Genomic DNA, 17,108 nt, shown 5'->3' with positions numbered 1-17,108 from the left:
TTTTTTAATATCGATTTTTCCCGTTCAAGGCGGGTAATCCGGGCTTCCAACTCCTGGATTTTCTGCTGTTCCGGTGTCAGCGCTTTGCTCTGCGGGGTAACGCCTTGGCACTCCTGCTGCACCTGGCTGACCCAGCGGCGTAGTGCTGACTCACCAATGCCGAGTGAACGGCTGGCTTCGATGTAGCTGTAATCTTGCTTGAGCACGAGATCGGCAGCCTCGCGTTTGAATTCAGCAGAAAAGGAACGGCGTTGTTTGGTCATCTGACACCTCGATCTGGCGAGCATTCTCGCCTAAATGGGTGTCCGGAATCAGTAGACCACTACAATACCGGCTCGGCTCAAGTAGTTAGGCGGAGGGTGGTTGTAGGTGCTAGGGCAGGAGATGATCCACGTCTGACCAATTTTGCCAATTCCTGATGGCAAAGTGGCTGGGGAGAAAATTGCGCGGCATCTGCTGACGTGTTCTTGAATCCGTTCGCTGTAGGCCGAATGCGGGATTCCACTACGCAAATCTAGCAATCAGATGCAGTGCGCGTATGACAGTCCGCTTTTGGCCGTTAGCAGCCTAAGTCTGCTTATGTGGTTCGTGGTGCCTTTGTCTTGCGTAGCCCCTAGTGCCTAGCAAACAGCGAGTATTGCCTCCAGGCGCTCGCCCAGCAGCCTCCAGGCTTCAGTTTTCTCCTTGGCATAATCATGGTGGAGATAGTGCCTGCGAACTTTTGAGCCACCTAGAAGGTGGTTTTGGCAGCGATCTATGATCTCCAGGGTTACGCCTAGTTCCTGCATCATCGTAGAGCCAGTTCGACGCAGGTCGTGTGGTGTCCACTCTCCCTTTATACCTTTACTTAGCACCAGCGAATCGTCGTGATGGCGGCCTGCGAGCGGCATGCTACGATTTTTGAAGCGGCATTGGCGATCACCGATCAGCTTACTCACCGTCTTGGTGTCGACATGGCTTCGCTCGTCTTTACTGGGAAAGCAGAAAGGCGTGTGTCTCGTTTCCTGGTGCAACCGTTTGAACTGAGCAAGCGCAAACGAAGACAGGAACACGTGGTGGTCTTGGCGTTTGCCTTTGTGCCCCTTGGTAGCTTCTGCTGGAATGAACCAAGTGCCGTTGCTCAAGTCAACATGATGCCATTCGGCCTTGAGCAGTTCACCTATACGGCAGAGTGTGCTCAGGCAGATCCAGCCAGCACACTGAACTCTTGGGTTGACCGGCCTGATGCCTGAGTACTTCTGACCGGCGGGGAGGGCATCGTAGTCACGTGCCAGGCGGGCGAATATGTTGCGCAACTCGAGGATCTCGTCAGGGGACAGCAGTCGATCACGTTGCTCCTGATAGTCGTGATCAAGCAATTTCTTGACGTCCACCAGGTCGGCAGGGTTGCCGTCGGCCATCAGGGTTCGCCATGGCTTCCTTTTCTCACCCCAACGCAACATCTGCCCGATGTCTTTGCTCCGAATGACAACCGCGCGATTCAGTCCGCGGGATTTGATTGAGCGCAGGACGGCTAGCAGGTCTTTTTCGGTCAGGTTGCGTAGAGGCTTCTTGCCGATGAGAGGCAGGACGTCCTTGGTGAAGCTGCGGCGTAGTTCGGCATTCCCATCTTGACGTGAAACACCGTCGTGCAGCCACTCCTCGAATAGGTCGGCTACTGTCTTGTTTTCAGCTGCCTGGCGCTCTGCTTCAGCAATGGTGGAGGCTATGGCGGCTTGAGCCTCAATCTTGGCGGCCTTTCGGGCAGAAGTAGGATCGATTCCCTTGGTGACTGTTGCCCTCATCTCGTCGCGCTCGGCACGTATCTGGGCGAGAGATTTCTTCGGCCAGCTACCCAGACGATGGTCGCGTTTGGTTCCGTCCAGTTTGAACTCATAGCGGAACAGCACAGTGATTCCACGAACGCCAGCGCGAACCTTGGCGACCAGTCCGCCATCCTCGCGTAACGTCTTGCCGTCATCCGCCGAAGTAAGTGCCTCCAACTGCTTCGCTGTCAGTCTAGTCACTTCCTACCCCTTGCCTGATTCCGGAACTTTAGAATTTTGCCCCACTTTTGCCCCACCGAATCGCTTGGCTGCTGGTGGACGTCGGTGGATCGATGTGGATGCTAAAGTAGCGTTAAAGCCCAGTAATTACTAGGGTTTAAGGATTCTATTAGCGTCCGTGAGCATGCATGGTAATCCATATATTAAGTGCATGGGGTGCTAGGGGTCGAGTGTTCGAATCACTCCGTCCCGACCATATTTTTCAACGACTTAGCCCGGTTTCTCAAGAATCGGGCTTTTTTGTGTCAGGGACTTTTGCGGGGCATTTTTCATCCTAGCCTTAGGCGCTCTCGGACGCCCAGGTGGCGGCATTTCTCAAGGCGTTCGATTGCTCAAATCCAGTCGAACTGCATGATTACGCCGTCGCACGCTACCTGCTTGACCTCGGCTTGCGTGACGATGAAGTGGCTCACCTGACACTGCAGTTGGTCGACTGGCGCAACAGTACGCTTACGCTCGGCACTAGCAAGAGCGAATGCGTGCAGAAATTGCCCCTCCCAGTGCCCACCGGCGGGGCGATTGCCCGCTATCTGCGTCAGGGACGACCGACTAACCGCAATCCGTTCGTGCGCCACCGCGCGTCCGCCGACATACCGCTCAGCGTGGCAGCCATCCGCAACTCCATGAATCGCGCCTCTATCCGCTGCGGCTTACGTGATCAGCTCTGCAATACCCATGTCTGCGCCGTACCACGGCGACCCGTCTGCAGTGCGCAGGGCGTCGATCAAGTCCGCTGCACCACCGAGGCATCGAGACGGCCAGCGCCTACGCCCGTGTCGGCTTGGAGGGTTTGCGCGCCGTCGCATTGCTCTGGCCCGGGAGTCGCACATGAAGACGCCGATCTCCTGAATGTCGCACTTCGAGGCATATTTGGCGCATCGGCGCGACCTCGGACTCAAGCTGACGAATGATGAACCGCAGCTCAGATCATTCGCCCGTTTCGCTGACCAGATCAGCACGGCGGATCATCTGACGGTGGCGCTCGCCGTCGCCTGGGCCCGCGCGCTTCACGGCGTCCAAGCGGAATGGACTGGCAGTTGGAGGGAAGAGGGAGAGGGAGATCCTCCCACCGTGTCAGGATAGTTGGATGAAATCGTTCAGCAATCATAGGCGCGTTGGGTGGAGGAGGGTGAAGAGCGCGTACGAATCCAACGTCAGGAATCGTAGGTGCGGATGCATCGACTTGAGGAGCAGGCTTAGGCGACAGACTGAGGCCGGCAGCCGGCGCGGGCGGATTTGTTGATTGTTATCCGCCAGTGGAGTGAAATCAGGCGAATCTCACCGCTCCGAAAAGAGGCCGGTGGTAGTGAATGAAATCCTGCGTCGCTCCTGCCGGGCGCCCGGATCAGCCGGGAATCACTGTCCGGAAGCTCATGGAATGGGTATCCACGTGGGCGTGGAGTCCGCAATCAACTGCTGAGTGATTTAGGCGGCCGTGGGAGGCTTAATCAGGACGCTACCGATGATTCCTCTCCCGTTTTTGAGCGTCATCAGGTCGTTCGTGCATGCAGCGCACCTGCTGCCTGCTTTCAGCTGGATCCGATACAGTGCAATATAGGTTATCAGCAAATATATTGAAGTTAAGCGCTGCAATGGACATTGATCTTGCTCGTACCTTTCTGGATATAATTCGCAGCGGCAGTTTCATCGCCACAGCGGAGCGCCTGCATATCACCCAGACGGCAGTGACCGCGCGCGTCCATAACCTGGAAAGCCAACTGAACTGCCGACTATTCGTGCGCAATCGTGCGGGCGCCCGGCTAACCTCCGACGGAGAGCGCTTCGTCGCCTATGCGACTCAGTTGGTGCAGACCTGGGAAGCAGCACGTCGTGATTTACCTCTGCCGCATAGCTACGCCAATCTACTGACTCTGGGCGCTGAGGTGAGTCTGTGCAATCCCTTGATGCTGGCCTGGCTACAATGTTTGCGCCAAGCCATGCCCACGCACGCGGTGCGCAGCGAAGTCGCCAGTGGTAGCTTGCTGCAACAGCAACTCGACCTCGGCTTAATCGACGCAGCCCTGGTGCATCAGCCGGAATACTGGCCGAGCCTGCAGGTTGAGCAACTGCTCGAGGAAAAGCTGATCCAGGTAGGACAGATTAACAATCCAAATCCCTATGTTTATGTTGACTGGGGGCCGACCTTTCGAAAGTTGCACGATATTGCTCTCCCCGAGTATACCCGCGCCGCCCTCTCCTTTAACCTTGGGCCACTTGCCCTGCAATACCTGTTGCAGTGCGGCGGTCGCGGTTATTTGCGCGCCCGCGTCGTGCAACCTTACCTCGATGAAGGCATTCTGAAACGAGTGGAAAAGACACCGGAGTTCTCCTACCCGATCTACCTGGTCTATTCCAGGGCAGTTGACAGCCCCGCTCTGCACAATGCTCTGAAACTGTTGCGCGAGGTGGCTCAGGACAATTTCGACTGGTCGCGCTGGGATTATGAGGTGTGAAGCACTCTGTCACCTGATAGCGCCGGAGTCGGCGTGACAAAGGATCATCGCAACGGCCTGCAGCAACTCAACCCGGCAGTTGCTTAAGCCAATTATGGTACAGCGCGGCGATCAAGTCGGTTTGCGTGATCATGCCGACCAACCGCTCTTGTTGATCCACTACCGGCAAGCAATGCAGCCCGCGGTCGGACAGCATGAACACCAAATCGACCATGTGAGCGTCCTGCGACACGGCAACTACCGGCATGCTCATGATCGAGCGCAATTTGGTTCCACGCAGATACTTCAACTGGCCAAAATTGACTCGTGCCTGACTGGGCTGGAACTGTTTGAGTAGGTCGACCAAGGTGATGATACCGACCAGCTTGCCGCCACCTTCCTCCACGACGGGCAACGAACGCAAGCGGTGCTCCTTGAGAATCTGCCAGGCCTGTTCGATAAAAGTGCCGGGAGTGGCATAGCGGAGATCGCGGGACATGATGTCTGCCGCACTAATCTCACCCATGCTGCGGCGCAAGGCATACTTCTCAGTTTGCCTGATCAACTGTTCGAGATCGTCATTAGTGACGTCGACATACTCGCCGAATTCCTTGAGCGCCTGATCCACGTCGTCCCGGGTGAAACTCATGCGATCTCCCGGCAGTGGATCTCGGGTGTTATGGCTATTTTCTCTGGGCCGCCGCGATTTCGGGTATACATGGCCGGTGAGATTGTTATAGATCAGGGCTATCGCCAACAAAAGCAACGAGTTGATTGCCACCGGCCAAAGCAGTCTGTAACCCATATCTGCGACACTCGCACCTCCACTCACGGCCACTACGGCCAAGGCACAACCTGGGGGATGCAGGCAGCGCAACGTCAACAGGCAGACCAGTGCGAGGCCGGCAGCCAGCACCGTGGCAGGTGGAGTATCCAGCCCACTAAGGCCAACACTGACCCCTATCAGGGTGGCAAACATATTACCGGCGAGAACCGACCATGGTTGGGCGAACGGGCTGGACGAGGTGGCGAACAGCAATACCGCCGAGGCGCACGTAGGGCCGACGATATGCAGCGTGACCAAGGCTCCGAACAGCCAGACACCGAGCGAAACCGTCAGCGACATGACGATACCAACCCCGATGGCGGCACGCAGCCACTCTCTCGGGTGAAAGTTGGGCTGGGCGGGGGCCAGAATTCTGAACCAATCGAGAAAGTGTTCGTGCATTGTTCTTGCTTAGTCTCCGTATGGTTGTAAATAAAGAGTCCAGTGCTTGGCAAAAAAAAAGTGGCGGCCACAGGCAAGGCAAGGGCAATGCGACAGAAAGATTGGCCGACACTCATCCCGGACGACGGTGAAGGAGGGCATCCCGCCTGCACTACGCCACCCTTGGGGCAGGCGAAATCCATGAGGGTACCGATTCATGTCGACATTCCAGGCGGGTCGCGTTGGGCTGTGCACCCGAGCATTTTGGCGGGGCGGATTAGTTAACGCTAATGAATAGTGCTGCTTCTATCGTGCAATATCATTTATACCAATCTGATGTCTCATCACTCTATCGTTCCGCGCATGACCCACCTACCCGATTGAGTTGGCAGATAAATATCAAATAATAGCCAGGCAGCCATTGCCTGTCTGATGCACCACTACAACTTGAGCATGTCACATCAATACGAGGCGGATTACCGACTGCGGCGGCGAAGAAGAACATAACTTGCTGCCCGGAATAGACCGGCTCTGCGGCTTGGAGTAACTGCCCGGCCGGATAATTCCCCGCATGTTTGCGGGGGAGGCTACTGCTGGATTAGATGGGCATCGAGACCATTCCAATGTGCCCGAGAAACAGGAATCCAGATACGAGCACGGCATTGACAGCCCAGGCGACTGTGAGGTAGCGCGCAACGTGGCCGTATGTCTCGTTGCCGACATTGAACGCGTTCACCCACACTGAGCGCATGATCCAGGCGGTGTATAAAATGAAGCCTGCCAGCAACGCACCTAATGTCAATGTCCCCAGCGCGCGGTAAAAATAGAGAATCGAACCAAAATAAACTTGACTGGCGAGCACGCCATATATCCAGAAAACGATCCATAACGGCGTATGACCGCGTGTATCCGGGGAAAGAAATTTGCTGGTCATCAATATACCTCCTTGAAAAATATCTGCCGGACTAGCTATTAGCTGTCTCTTGAAATGGTAGCGCCTTAGTACGCTTGCTGCACGCAGCGCTCACACCTGAATGGTTAAAAATGGGTTAAACGCCATGTTTTCTGGAATTCCCTCACGCGCATAACCACGGGGGTTGCTCAGGATTCGTGTATTGCCTATTTGATAGTCACAACTGTTATGGGTGTGGCCGTGAACCCACAACGTCGGCGACCATTGAACGATCTGATCGTCGAGATTAGACACAAAACAGGCATTCAACAGCGAGCCCGTGTATTTTGGATTAATACTACTCGGTGAGGGCGCATGGTGGGTAATTACGACAGTGCTACCGTTAAATTTCTTGGAAAACCTGTCCGTTAGCCAATCGACCGACTGATTGAATATTTGACTTGAGTGTGCGGGACTGAAACAGGTGGGCGAGTCATCAGATAGCGTAATTCGACTAAAGTCTCTGATCGTCCGATGCGCTTCGGTAATGGCAGCGGCCGTCTCGCTCTCGGTTGCAAATAAACGAAAGTCGGTCCAAAGTGTACAGCCGAGAAAGCGTACTCCGTCAATACAGACTTCCTCTCGCTCGAGTACATGCACATTGCTGTCGTGCGCGGCTTGCTTCAAGTCCGTCAGTGTAGTGGTCAAGCTGGCACCATAAAACTCATGGTTGCCAGGAATGAAAATCACCGGTTGCGAGAACTGCTTGGCCCATCTGATGGCCTGCTGCGGTCGTCCTAAATCACCGGCTAGAATCACAACGTCGCAGTCTGTATTGGGCTCTTCCATCCCTGCGACGGACAGGTGCAAATCAGATAGAATAGCCAGTTTCATAAAATTTCTGCTGTTTCGATAAATTAAAAGAGGAACTCACAAACAAAACAGTGAGTTCCGGAGTGTGTCCAATACGGACACGGGGAGCATCCATCCATGGATAGAGGATACGGAAAAAGGCTGTGGGTCGCTCAGGCGGCAAGTCGGTCACTATCAAACTCTTCGCCTGTTCAAGTGCCGGCCTGGCCACCGGATCGCAGTGCCGTCCTGTAGATTCGCGCATGCGTCTCGCTGCACTCGGGTCATCCGCGACAGGCAGGAGAGAAACCTGCGCCCATTCAATTTTTGCGAGTCCTTGCAGGCTCCAGTAAATGCCCAGCCAAAATATCAAGACTCCCGACATAAGGACCGGTGTGTTCATCTCACTTAGGCCCGCGCGACTATTGATACAGGGATTTCGTTTACACGGCCCCTGACGGTGCGCCAGGTATTGTAGGCCATCAGCAACATCCCGCTGGCGAAAATCGCACCACCAACAAGGCGAACGACATAGCCCGAGTGGCTCGCTTCCAGTGATTCGACAAAAGAGTAGGTGAGCGTGCCGTCATCATTGACTGCGCGCCACATCAGCCCTTGTGTGATGCCGTTGACCCACATTGCCGCGATATATAGAACAGTTCCGATAGTGGACAGCCAGAAATGTGCATTGATTAACCTGATGCTGTGCATTTGTTCGCGCCCATAGAGTTTCGGAATCATGTGATACAAGGTGCCGATGCTGATCATGGCCACCCAGCCAAGTGCGCCGGCATGCACATGGCCGATAGTCCAGTCGGTGTAATGGGACAGCGAATTCACGGTCTTGATTGCCATCATTGGCCCTTCAAATGTGGACATGCCGTAGAAGGCCAGGGAAACTACCAGAAAGCGTAGAATTGGATCGTCGCGCAACTTATGCCAAGCGCCAGATAGAGTCATCATGCCGTTGATCATTCCGCCCCAACTGGGAGCCAGAAGGATGATCGACATGACCATGCCGATCGTCTGCGCCCAATCTGGCAGGGCGGTGTAGTGCAGATGATGTGGGCCGGCCCAGATATACAAGGCAATGATCGCCCAAAAGTGCACGATGGATAGACGGTAGGAGTAGATCGGCCGATTCGCCTGCTTCGGCACAAAGTAATACATCATGCCGAGAAAACCCACCGAAAGAATGAAGCCCACCACACTATGCCCGTACCACCATTGAATCATGGCGTCAGTAGTGCCCGAGTAGAGCGGGTAGGACTTCATCAGTGATACCGGTATCGCCAGGTGATTAACTACGTGCACCATCGCAGTGACGATGATAAAGGCCCCATAGAACCAGTTTCCGACGTAGATGTGTTTGACGTTGCGCCGGGCAATTGTGCCGAAGAATAGATAGCAGTAAGCAATCCAGACAACGGTCACCCATAAGGCAATTGGCCACTCCATCTCGGCATATTCCTTCGATGTCGTGTAGCCCAAGGGATAACTGAGCAGAATAGCTATGACAGCAGCCTGCCACCCCCAGAATACAAAGCTGGCTAATCGATTGGAAATCAGGCTGACGCGACAAGTGCGCTGTACCACATAGAGCGAAGTGGCGAACAGTGCGCCGCCGCCAAAGGCGAAGATCACAATATTGGTATGGATCGGCCGCAAACGACCAAAGCTAGTCCAGGGAAGGTCGAAGTTCAGCGCCGGCCAAACCAGTTGGGCGGCAATGAATACGCCCATGCCCATCCCGACAATGCCCCAGACCAGGGTCATCAATGTGAATTGGCGTACAACATCATAGTTGTAGACGCAATGGGTATTCGGAGCGATAGCATTTGCCATAAGTGGTCCATTACGCAAAAGGAATCGTATATCCGGCCTTTCTTCACATTTCGAATCGACAAGCGTTCTCTTTGCGTGGACAGCCTCTCAGTTCTGGCCGGGTTTCACGGTTAAGCGTTGCATGGCGAAACCAGGAGATGACAAGTGTGCTGTCCAATCAAGCTAATGACAAAGTCATATTAATGATAGTTAAATACATTTTTATTGATGTAGGCGTGGCTTTTTACTCTTGTGGCAATTCGAGGTGGCCGTGTCTGACTCCGGCGGAATGAATGCCACAGTGCAGCAGACCTACAGCTGGACCGGCGATTGCCTGGCGAACGCTAGCCAGATGGCCCCGCGGCATCGCTGAAATCCTTGATAAATCCTTATAAATCATAGCTTTACTATTCTCGCTGAGGGCGAGAGTGTTTATTTTTTACCTATTGACATATTTTTATGTCGTTTATATTATTGTCTGGAAATTCACACGCAGAGGATCAAGCCATGAATATCAAGACACTGCTTATGTTGCTCATTACGCTGTGCTCCCAGCCCGTGTGGAGTCAGCAGGCGGAAGCGAGGCATACCATGGCTGTTACTGGTACCGAATCTGCCGCACTTAACACACGTCTGGCGCTCAGGGATCTGTGGGTAGAGCATGTCTTCTGGGTGAGGAGCTATGCCATCGCAAATCAGCAGGGTGAGGGTAAGCAAGCCGGCACTGCTGCCGCTGAGGTAGCAGCCAATGCTGCTTCCATTGCCAATAGCCTTGCGCCCTTATATGGCCAGCCGGCGGCAGACCAATTGCTCAAGTTGCTAGCTGAACACTGGGGGGCGGTGAAGCACTACAGTGATGCGGCTGTAGCAGGGCAAGCCCAAGGCAAGAACACTGCGGTTGAGGAGTTGACAACGAATGCCAAGGCTATTGCCAATTTCCTGGCCACAGCCAACCCCAACTTGCCGGAAACGACCTTGGTCGCCATGCTCAGCGCTCACGGTGGCCACCATGTCGCTCAGATCGACCAATTGGGCAATCGGGATTACGCCGCCGAAGCAAGAACCTGGCAGGCTATGCGTGAACACATGCTTGTTCTTGCGGACACCTTGACGGCGGCCCTGGTCAAGCAGTTCCCGGACAAGTTCTGAACCAGACGATACGGGACGCCTAGGCGTCCCGGTCGTGGATTCTTTGATATGGTGAGGTCGTAGAATGTTTCAGGGGATGGGCCGTACCCAGCAAGATCTACTGTCGGCATTGCTGTATCAGCCAGCGGGTATGAGTATTGATAATCTGGCCAGCCATTTGGCTGTAACCCGCACAGCTATCCGCCAGCATCTTAGTGCCCTGGAACGTGATGGCCTAATCGTGCGTGGAGATACCCGACCAACCGGCCGTCGTCCCGAGCAACTGTATCTGCTTTCCGCAACTGGACGGGAGTTGTTCCCCAGGCAATACCAGCTACTTGCAGACCTCTTGATCGGTGAGGTCGCAGAAGTGATTGGCCATGACAACCTCGTCAGGTTAATGCGTAGTCTTGGCCGCAAGTTGGCTGCGGGCATGGCGCAACAGGTGGTTGGCGAAGAACAGATCGTCGAGCATATGAATCACGCCGGCTATGAGGCTGAGGTGTTTTTCCGCTCCTCGGGCGAAAAAGAGATCGTGGCGCATAACTGCGTGTTCCACCATCTGGCCGAGTCTCACCCTGAAGTATGCGAACTCGATCTTGCCTTGATCGGCGCCCTCGGCGAGGGTGATGTGCAGCATATCGAATGTATGGTACGCGAGGGCAAGGTCTGCCGTTTCCGTTTAAGCGCTAACCCTCCTAACCTTAACCTCGACCGCTCGCGCAACTCGCGCAAGTAGTGGCGCCATGAAGGATTCTCAATGAGCCAAGAATTGCCCAGCTTTTTTCGTGAAATCCTGATTGGCGTGGGTGAGGATCCCGAACGCGAAGGTCTGCTGGATACCCCCAAGCGCGCGGCCAAGGCCATGCAATACCTGTGTCACGGCTACCAGAAAAGCCTGGAAGAAGTGGTCAACGGCGCACTGTTCGCCTCCGACAATGACGAAATGGTCATCGTCAAGGACGTCGAGCTCTATTCCCTGTGCGAGCACCATTTGCTGCCCTTTATCGGCAAGGCGCATGTGGCCTACATCCCCACCGGCAAGGTGCTCGGTCTGTCGAAGGTGGCGCGGATCGTCGATATGTACGCCCGCCGCCTGCAAATCCAGGAAAACCTCACCCGGCAGATCGCCGAAGCCGTGCAGCAGGTCACCAACGCCGCCGGTGTCGCCGTGGTGATCGAGGCCAAACACATGTGCATGATGATGCGCGGGGTCGAGAAGCAGAACTCGGTGATGAGCACCTCGGTGATGCTCGGTGTTTTCCGCGAGTCGAGCAATACCCGACACGAATTTCTGCAACTGATTGGGCGCAGCCATTGAACACGCCCATTAAAGGCCAGCCCCGAAACCATCGGATCCCGGGACTGGTCAGGCTTACAGGGCCCGGGAGGAAGGTTTCTGAATCTGCAAGGGGAGGGCAGAAAAGCCGCTGGCCGGGAAGAATGCCTTCACCGGTTCTCTATCCGACACCAGTGCAATCTGGCTGGTGCGTCCAAGGAGTTCTTCCATCACGATCCGCAGCTCCAGTCTGGCAAGCGGCGCACCGGGGCAGACATGAATGCCGGCACCGTATAGCAGGTTCAGTTCGGGATCGCGATCGAGGCGGAACTCATCGGGATTCCCGAAGACCGCTTCGTCGCGGTTGGCCGACGCCCAGACGAGAGCGAGACGCGAACCCTTGGCTAGCGTGCGCCCGCCCAGCGTGACCTGTTTCGTGGTAACCCGGCGGTTCATGACGAGCGGTGCGTGAATGCGCAGTATTTCATCGATGGCGGCAGGTAATAGTGCAGGGTGCTCGCGTAATTGCTGCTGAAGCCCGGAGTTGGCAGCCAGGTAATGCGTGAGAATACCGATCGAGGCGGAAATGGTTGCGAGCTCGCCGACCGTCCAGTTTCGCAGAATGCTGACGATTTCGTCGTCTGTCAGAGATCTGCCCAGGGATTGATTGCGTAGCAGGCTGGTGGTTATGTCGTCCGGCGCAGCATTGTCGTCCGTACGACGTACAGCCAGCAGATCCTTGATGTAGCCGTCAAACTCAAGGGCCACGGCGCTCAGGGCGGCTTCGTCTCTGGCCAGGGTGGCTGCGTGATTCTTCAGTGTCCATAGGCGCAGCGGCTCATGCAGATCGGCCGGCCAGCCCAGCCAAGCACACTGGATCTGCAACGCGAAGATCTGGGCAAAGTCACCCATCAGTTCAGTCGTGCCTTCACCCGGTAACGCCTGCACCAGGCGAACTGCTACATCACGGCACGTCGGTGCAAAGGCGTTCATATGCTCTGGGCTGAAGTATGGTTCGATGAGACGTCGGTACACCGTGTGTTCGGGCGGATCCATGCCGTTGGGAACCGAGGGAAAGCGCGAGACAGCGCTACTGAAGGTTTCATGATCCTTCAGAACGCGCATTACATCCTCATGCCTGAACAAAGAGGTATAGCCATACCGACTGTGTGCGACCGGACAACGGTGGCGCATGTCATCGTAGGTTGTCATCTGATCATTGAGTACGGCCTCAGACCTTGGGTCCCAATCAGGGGGTGAATTCTTGTCCATAGCTACTCCTGGTCTCGTTGATCATTGATTGAGCCAAAAACGTCCTGGCTCAGGCTCTGATAGGTGTTGCAAGCGAAGCACGCAGCCCCTCAATCGGCTGCAGTGAGGGGCTTAATCTCCCAACCCGGAAGGCTTAACTCCTCGCGCAGCAACTTCACTTCCTCCTGGTGCAGGGCGGCGATACGAGCCAGCAACTCTTCGCCGGCAGGTAACAGGTGCACCTCGACCTGGCGTCTGTCTTCCCGGCCAGGCCTTCGCTCAACCAGTCCCATGATTTCGCAACGGTCGATCAATGCCACCACGCTGTGGTGCTTGGACTGCAGGTGTTCTGCGAGTTCTCCAACAGTGGCCCAATCGCACGTCGAAGCACCGCGAATCTGCAGCAGAAGCTGGTACTGCAGTGCAGTCGCGCCATTCACCTGGCACAGCAGTTCGCTGTTGCGCAGGAACCGCCGCAAGCGATGACGAAAGTGTGCCAGGCGCTGGTAATCGGATTTGTCCAAGGCGTCGAATTCCCTCGTTGACCTTTGCAGAGCATTGTGCACGATATATATCGTATTACGATATATTTTACGAGCCTGCCGAGCGGACAGGTCATTGACCCGCTCGCTTCTCTGCTGCTGAACGCTAGCTAGGGAGGGGAGGTGGTCATTTTTTCGAGTCTCCACTATTGGTCTTGCAGCCGACAGGGCGGCTATCAACCGAGCCGAACCAGGCATTGATGACAGGCAGCAGGCAGCGCTTCAGCAAGTCTCCTTCGTAAACCGGCGCCGGATGCGGCTCGGCCCCTTCATCAGCGTCTATGCTTCACGCGAGTGAGTTTTCCTGGGCGAGCGGATGCGATCACCGCGCGCTTGCCGGGTAGAAGCGCTGTCCTCTTTCACGGCAATGACCGCAGGAGCAGCACACCATGATTGATGTACAGGTCTATCGCTATCACCCGGAACAGGAGCGGCAGCCCTGGATGCAGTCGTTGTCGTTACCCGAGGAATTTCGTGCACGAATGGTGCTGGACGCGCTGGAATTCCTGCATGAGGCCGACCCTACGCTGGTCTACCGGCGCTCCTGTCGGGAGGGGGTTTGCGGCTCGGATGGCATGAACATCAACGGCAAGAACAGACTGGCCTGCATCACACCGGTTTCGGAGGCGCTGGGCACGGCTAGCAACCTGATCATCAGACCTTTGCCCGGCATGCCGGTCATCCGCGACCTGGTAGTCGATCAGAGTCTCTTCTTTCGGCAATACCAGAGCATCAAGCCATGGCTGATCAACTATGATCCGGCACCGGCCATCGAGCGCCTCCAGTCCCCCGAAGAGCGCGCAAGGCTCGACGGGCTGTATGAGTGCATCCTCTGCGGCTGCTGTTCCTCGCAATGTCCGTCCTGGTGGTGGAACCCGGAGAAGTACGTCGGTCCAGCCGGGTTGCTACAGGCTTGGCGTTTCATCACCGACAGTCGCGACCAGGCCACGACGGAACGGCTCGAGCGGCTGGAAGATCCTTTCAGCCTGTTTCGTTGCCGCAGCATCGGCAACTGCTCATGGGTCTGTCCAAAGGGACTCAACCCCATGGGTGCCATTGGAAAGATTCGCCAGGAGCTGTTGCGAAAATCCACCTAGAAGGCTGGATTGGCCGCGCACTCGCCACAGGGGAAATGAGCATATGACGGGCCAGGTAACGCGGCCCGCCAAATGATTTCAGCAGACTGCGGTTTTCTTGCTAACCATCTGATTTTCTGGCTGTTTCATCTTTACCTGTGTCTACGCACATTTAGCTAATCCTGGCGGTGTTCACCGTCGCGCTAATCGCCTATGGCTTCGCATAATGTATATTATGTTAAATTGTATAACGTATACGTATGACTCAAGGCTAGCGCCTCCGAACTAATTCATTGAAAACAGTCTGCGCGACTATGACGCTCCCACCGTCGTCACTGATAGGTTAAAGTCCCTGCTTTTGTAGGACTTACTTCAGGGGCGTGTAGTACATGGCGCAGCTTCCTCAGCCCAAGTGTTTGGTATTCGACCTTGAGGTAGTGCCAGAACAATCGAATCAACCGGCCAAGATTTTTAAGATTGGAGCTTTGCGGCCGGATACTGGTGAAGAGCTCGAATTAAGCACCGACAAAAATCTTTCTGCGACGCTGGAACGACTGGATCAAATGGCTGAGGGTGCCAGCTTTCTACTGGGGCATAACCTGCTCGCCCATGACCTGCCTTTGCTTCGAGTCGCCGCCCCCCATCTAAAGCTGCTAACACTGCCTGTGATCGACACCCTACGCTTATCGCCACTGGCCTTCCCGCAGAACCCTTACCACCGCTTGATCAAAGACTACAAGCTGATCCGCGACAGCCTGAACTCGCCGCTGGCTGATTGCCGCTCGACGCTGACTTTATTTCAAGACCAGCACCAAGCCTTTACTCGACTGGCTGAAAATCAGCCAAACGAACTGCTGTGTTATCAAGCCCTCACCGCACCGCAAATCGGGACCGGTCTGGGTAATTTTTTTCTGGCCATGAGCGGCCAGCCGCCAATAGCGCTGTCCAAGTTGCACGAGATGCTCCCAGCACTACTACAAGAGACAGATCCTGCGCTAAAGCGAGACTTGAAAGTCTGCCGCACACGGCTTACGAAGCTTATTGAACAAGACCTGAGCCTAGCCGACTTGAGCTGGCCAATTGCCTATGCTCTGGCATGGCTGCGGGTATCTGGTGGTAACTCTGTGCTTGCCCCCTGGGTTCGCTATCAGTTCCCAGCGGTAAGCCGACTGATCTCAGAACTTCGCGACGCTCCCTGCACCGACAAGAGCTGTCAGTACTGCCAAAGCGTTCACGATCCTCGTCTAGAGCTGAAACACTACTTCAATTTCGATGATTATCGTTACGAAGCCGACGGCAAAAGCGCACAGTACGACATCGTTCTGGCTGGCATGCAGGGCAAATCGGTATTGGCGGTACTCGCTACCGGCGGCGGCAAGTCCATCTGTTATCAATTGCCTGCGCTGAACCGCTATCATCGCAACGGTAGCCTGACGATCATCATCTCGCCGTTACAGTCGCTGATGAAAGATCAGGTCGACGGTCTGCTCGCCAGCAATGTGCAATGCGCAGCGGCGCTCAATGGTCTGCTGACGATGCCTGAACGCGCCGATGTGCTGGAAAAAATCCAGATGGGCGATATTGGTATTCTCCTAGTGTCGCCAGAGCAGTTTCGCAATAAGACTTTCCGCAAGGCCATCGCCAATCGTCAGATCGGCGCCTGGATATTCGATGAAGCTCACTGCCTATCCAAATGGGGCAACGATTTTCGCCCTGACTACCTATATGCCGCGCGCTTTATTCGCGAGTTCAGTGCCGACGCACCTATAGCACCGATTGGCTGCTTTACCGCCACAGCCAAGCAGGATGTATTGGACGATATTCGCAAACATTTCAAGGAAGAGTTGGACGTTACATTTACCGCATTTATTGGCACACCTGAGCGCACCAACGTAAGCGTCCGGCCAACACACCTACCTGACAGCGTCGTCTAAGGCGATGGTGTCCACCTGATTTTAAGTGGACACCATTTTTAGCCTTTTTAAGAGGACGCTCATGCAACAAGAACGCCGCAGCTATTCCAAGTCATTCAAGGCCCAGGTCATTGCCGAGTGCGCACAGTCTGACACCTCGATTGCGAGTGTCGCACTGAGCCACAACCTCAACGCCAACCTTGTTCATAAATGGATCCGGCTGCATGCGCAGAAAACCATGGCCCTCCAAACCGCCTTCATTCCGGTCAAGGGATCAACTCCGTCGCCGATCCCTCAGGCCATGCCTGCCACGATACGAATCGAAGTGCCTCATTTAAAAGGCGTGGTCGTTGTGAGTTGGCCTACAGAAAATGCAGCAGCGTGTTCCGCGTTCCTGCGAGACCTGCTGCGATGATCCGCATCGATTCCATCTGGCTCGCCACAGAGCCCTTGGACATGCGCGCCGGCACCGAAACCGCGTTGGCGCGAGTGGTGGCGGTGTTCGGTGCGGCGAAGCCGCACTGCGCTTACTTGTTTGCCAATCGCCGCGCCACGCGCATGAAAGTGCTGGTGCACGACGGGTTTGGCGTCTGGTTGGCGGCGCGCCGGTTAAACCAAGGCAAGTTTCACTGGCCAGGCATTCGCCATGGTTGCGAGATAGCGTTGG

The 17,108-nt window shown here is 55.3% G+C and carries 16 protein-coding genes and 1 pseudogene; 8 read left to right on the top strand and 9 right to left on the bottom strand.

Features of this window, described 5'->3' with window-relative positions; translation table 11 throughout:
* On the bottom strand, positions 1-263 hold a 263-nt coding region (locus BM315_RS22505), incomplete at its 3' end, for a transposase (RefSeq protein WP_141124008.1).
* A 357-nt stretch (positions 264-620) separates the two neighbouring features.
* Positions 621-2,006 (bottom strand): tyrosine-type recombinase/integrase, encoded by a 1,386-nt coding sequence (locus BM315_RS22500; RefSeq protein ID WP_090505749.1) that lies wholly within the window; start codon positions 2,004-2,006, stop codon positions 621-623.
* A gap of 1,631 nt (positions 2,007-3,637) precedes the next feature.
* On the opposite strand from BM315_RS22500, the gene BM315_RS22485 reads away from it, so the two are divergent.
* On the top strand, positions 3,638-4,498 hold the full coding sequence (locus tag BM315_RS22485; protein WP_090505745.1) for a LysR family transcriptional regulator: 861 nt from the start codon (positions 3,638-3,640) through the stop codon (positions 4,496-4,498).
* A gap of 67 nt (positions 4,499-4,565) precedes the next feature.
* Here BM315_RS22485 and BM315_RS22480 read toward each other — a convergent pair whose 3' ends face one another.
* From BM315_RS22480 to ccoN, 5 genes are all read right to left on the bottom strand, one after another.
* Positions 4,566-5,705: an HPP family protein gene (locus tag BM315_RS22480; RefSeq protein ID WP_090505743.1), complete on the bottom strand. Its 1,140-nt coding sequence runs from the start codon at positions 5,703-5,705 to the stop codon at positions 4,566-4,568.
* 577 nt (positions 5,706-6,282) lie between these two features.
* Positions 6,283-6,618: a hypothetical protein gene (locus BM315_RS22475; RefSeq protein WP_090505741.1), complete on the bottom strand. Its 336-nt coding sequence runs from the start codon at positions 6,616-6,618 to the stop codon at positions 6,283-6,285.
* Positions 6,619-6,708: 90 nt separating this feature from the next.
* On the bottom strand, positions 6,709-7,470 hold the full coding sequence (locus tag BM315_RS22470; RefSeq protein WP_090505739.1) for a metallophosphoesterase: 762 nt from the start codon (positions 7,468-7,470) through the stop codon (positions 6,709-6,711).
* Positions 7,448-7,831 (bottom strand): hypothetical protein, encoded by a 384-nt coding sequence (locus tag BM315_RS24875; RefSeq protein ID WP_212632994.1) that lies wholly within the window; start codon positions 7,829-7,831, stop codon positions 7,448-7,450. The genes BM315_RS22470 and BM315_RS24875 overlap by 23 nt, the downstream gene beginning before the upstream one ends.
* 5 nt (positions 7,832-7,836) lie before the next feature.
* On the bottom strand, positions 7,837-9,273 hold the full coding sequence (gene ccoN, locus BM315_RS22465; RefSeq protein WP_090505737.1) for a cytochrome-c oxidase, cbb3-type subunit I: 1,437 nt from the start codon (positions 9,271-9,273) through the stop codon (positions 7,837-7,839).
* Positions 9,274-9,759: 486 nt separating this feature from the next.
* On the opposite strand from ccoN, the gene BM315_RS22460 reads away from it, so the two are divergent.
* The 3 genes from BM315_RS22460 (at position 9,760) to folE (ending at position 11,701) form a co-directional block, all read left to right on the top strand.
* Positions 9,760-10,401: a hypothetical protein gene (locus tag BM315_RS22460; protein WP_090505735.1), complete on the top strand. Its 642-nt coding sequence runs from the start codon at positions 9,760-9,762 to the stop codon at positions 10,399-10,401.
* A 64-nt stretch (positions 10,402-10,465) separates the two neighbouring features.
* A complete protein-coding gene (locus tag BM315_RS22455) occupies positions 10,466-11,119 on the top strand; it encodes a helix-turn-helix transcriptional regulator (protein ID WP_090505732.1) in 654 nt (217 codons plus the stop codon).
* A gap of 21 nt (positions 11,120-11,140) precedes the next feature.
* A complete protein-coding gene (gene folE, locus BM315_RS22450) occupies positions 11,141-11,701 on the top strand; it encodes a GTP cyclohydrolase I FolE (RefSeq protein ID WP_090505730.1) in 561 nt (186 codons plus the stop codon).
* Between the two features lie 54 nt (positions 11,702-11,755).
* Here folE and BM315_RS22445 read toward each other — a convergent pair whose 3' ends face one another.
* The gene (locus BM315_RS22445) at positions 11,756-12,784 is read right to left on the bottom strand and encodes a cytochrome P450 (protein WP_244527360.1); all 1,029 of its coding nucleotides are present in this window, start codon (positions 12,782-12,784) and stop codon (positions 11,756-11,758) included.
* A gap of 236 nt (positions 12,785-13,020) precedes the next feature.
* Positions 13,021-13,434 (bottom strand): MarR family winged helix-turn-helix transcriptional regulator, encoded by a 414-nt coding sequence (locus BM315_RS22440; protein WP_090505751.1) that lies wholly within the window; start codon positions 13,432-13,434, stop codon positions 13,021-13,023.
* 407 nt (positions 13,435-13,841) lie between these two features.
* Here BM315_RS22440 and BM315_RS22435 point away from each other — a divergent pair, with 407 nt between their 5' ends.
* The 4 genes and pseudogenes from BM315_RS22435 to tnpB form a co-directional block, all read left to right on the top strand.
* Positions 13,842-14,549, top strand: coding sequence for a succinate dehydrogenase iron-sulfur subunit (locus BM315_RS22435; RefSeq protein WP_090505722.1), 708 nt, complete (start codon positions 13,842-13,844; stop codon positions 14,547-14,549).
* Positions 14,550-14,917: 368 nt separating this feature from the next.
* Positions 14,918-16,423, top strand: a pseudogene (locus BM315_RS22430) (DEAD/DEAH box helicase); the annotation flags it as partial.
* A 100-nt stretch (positions 16,424-16,523) separates the two neighbouring features.
* Complete coding sequence (tnpA, locus tag BM315_RS22425) at positions 16,524-16,856, top strand: IS66-like element accessory protein TnpA (protein WP_090505717.1); 333 nt, start codon at positions 16,524-16,526, stop codon at positions 16,854-16,856.
* Positions 16,853-17,108: IS66 family insertion sequence element accessory protein TnpB (gene tnpB, locus BM315_RS24505; RefSeq protein WP_141124007.1), on the top strand; the 256-nt coding region annotated here is incomplete at its 3' end. The genes tnpA and tnpB, both read left to right, overlap by 4 nt.

This window comes from Pseudomonas borbori (assembly GCF_900115555.1).
Taxonomy (GTDB): Bacteria; Pseudomonadota; Gammaproteobacteria; order Pseudomonadales; family Pseudomonadaceae; genus Aquipseudomonas; species Aquipseudomonas borbori.
Note: the sequence above shows the minus strand (reverse complement) of the source record. Positions and strands in the feature narration are given on the sequence as shown.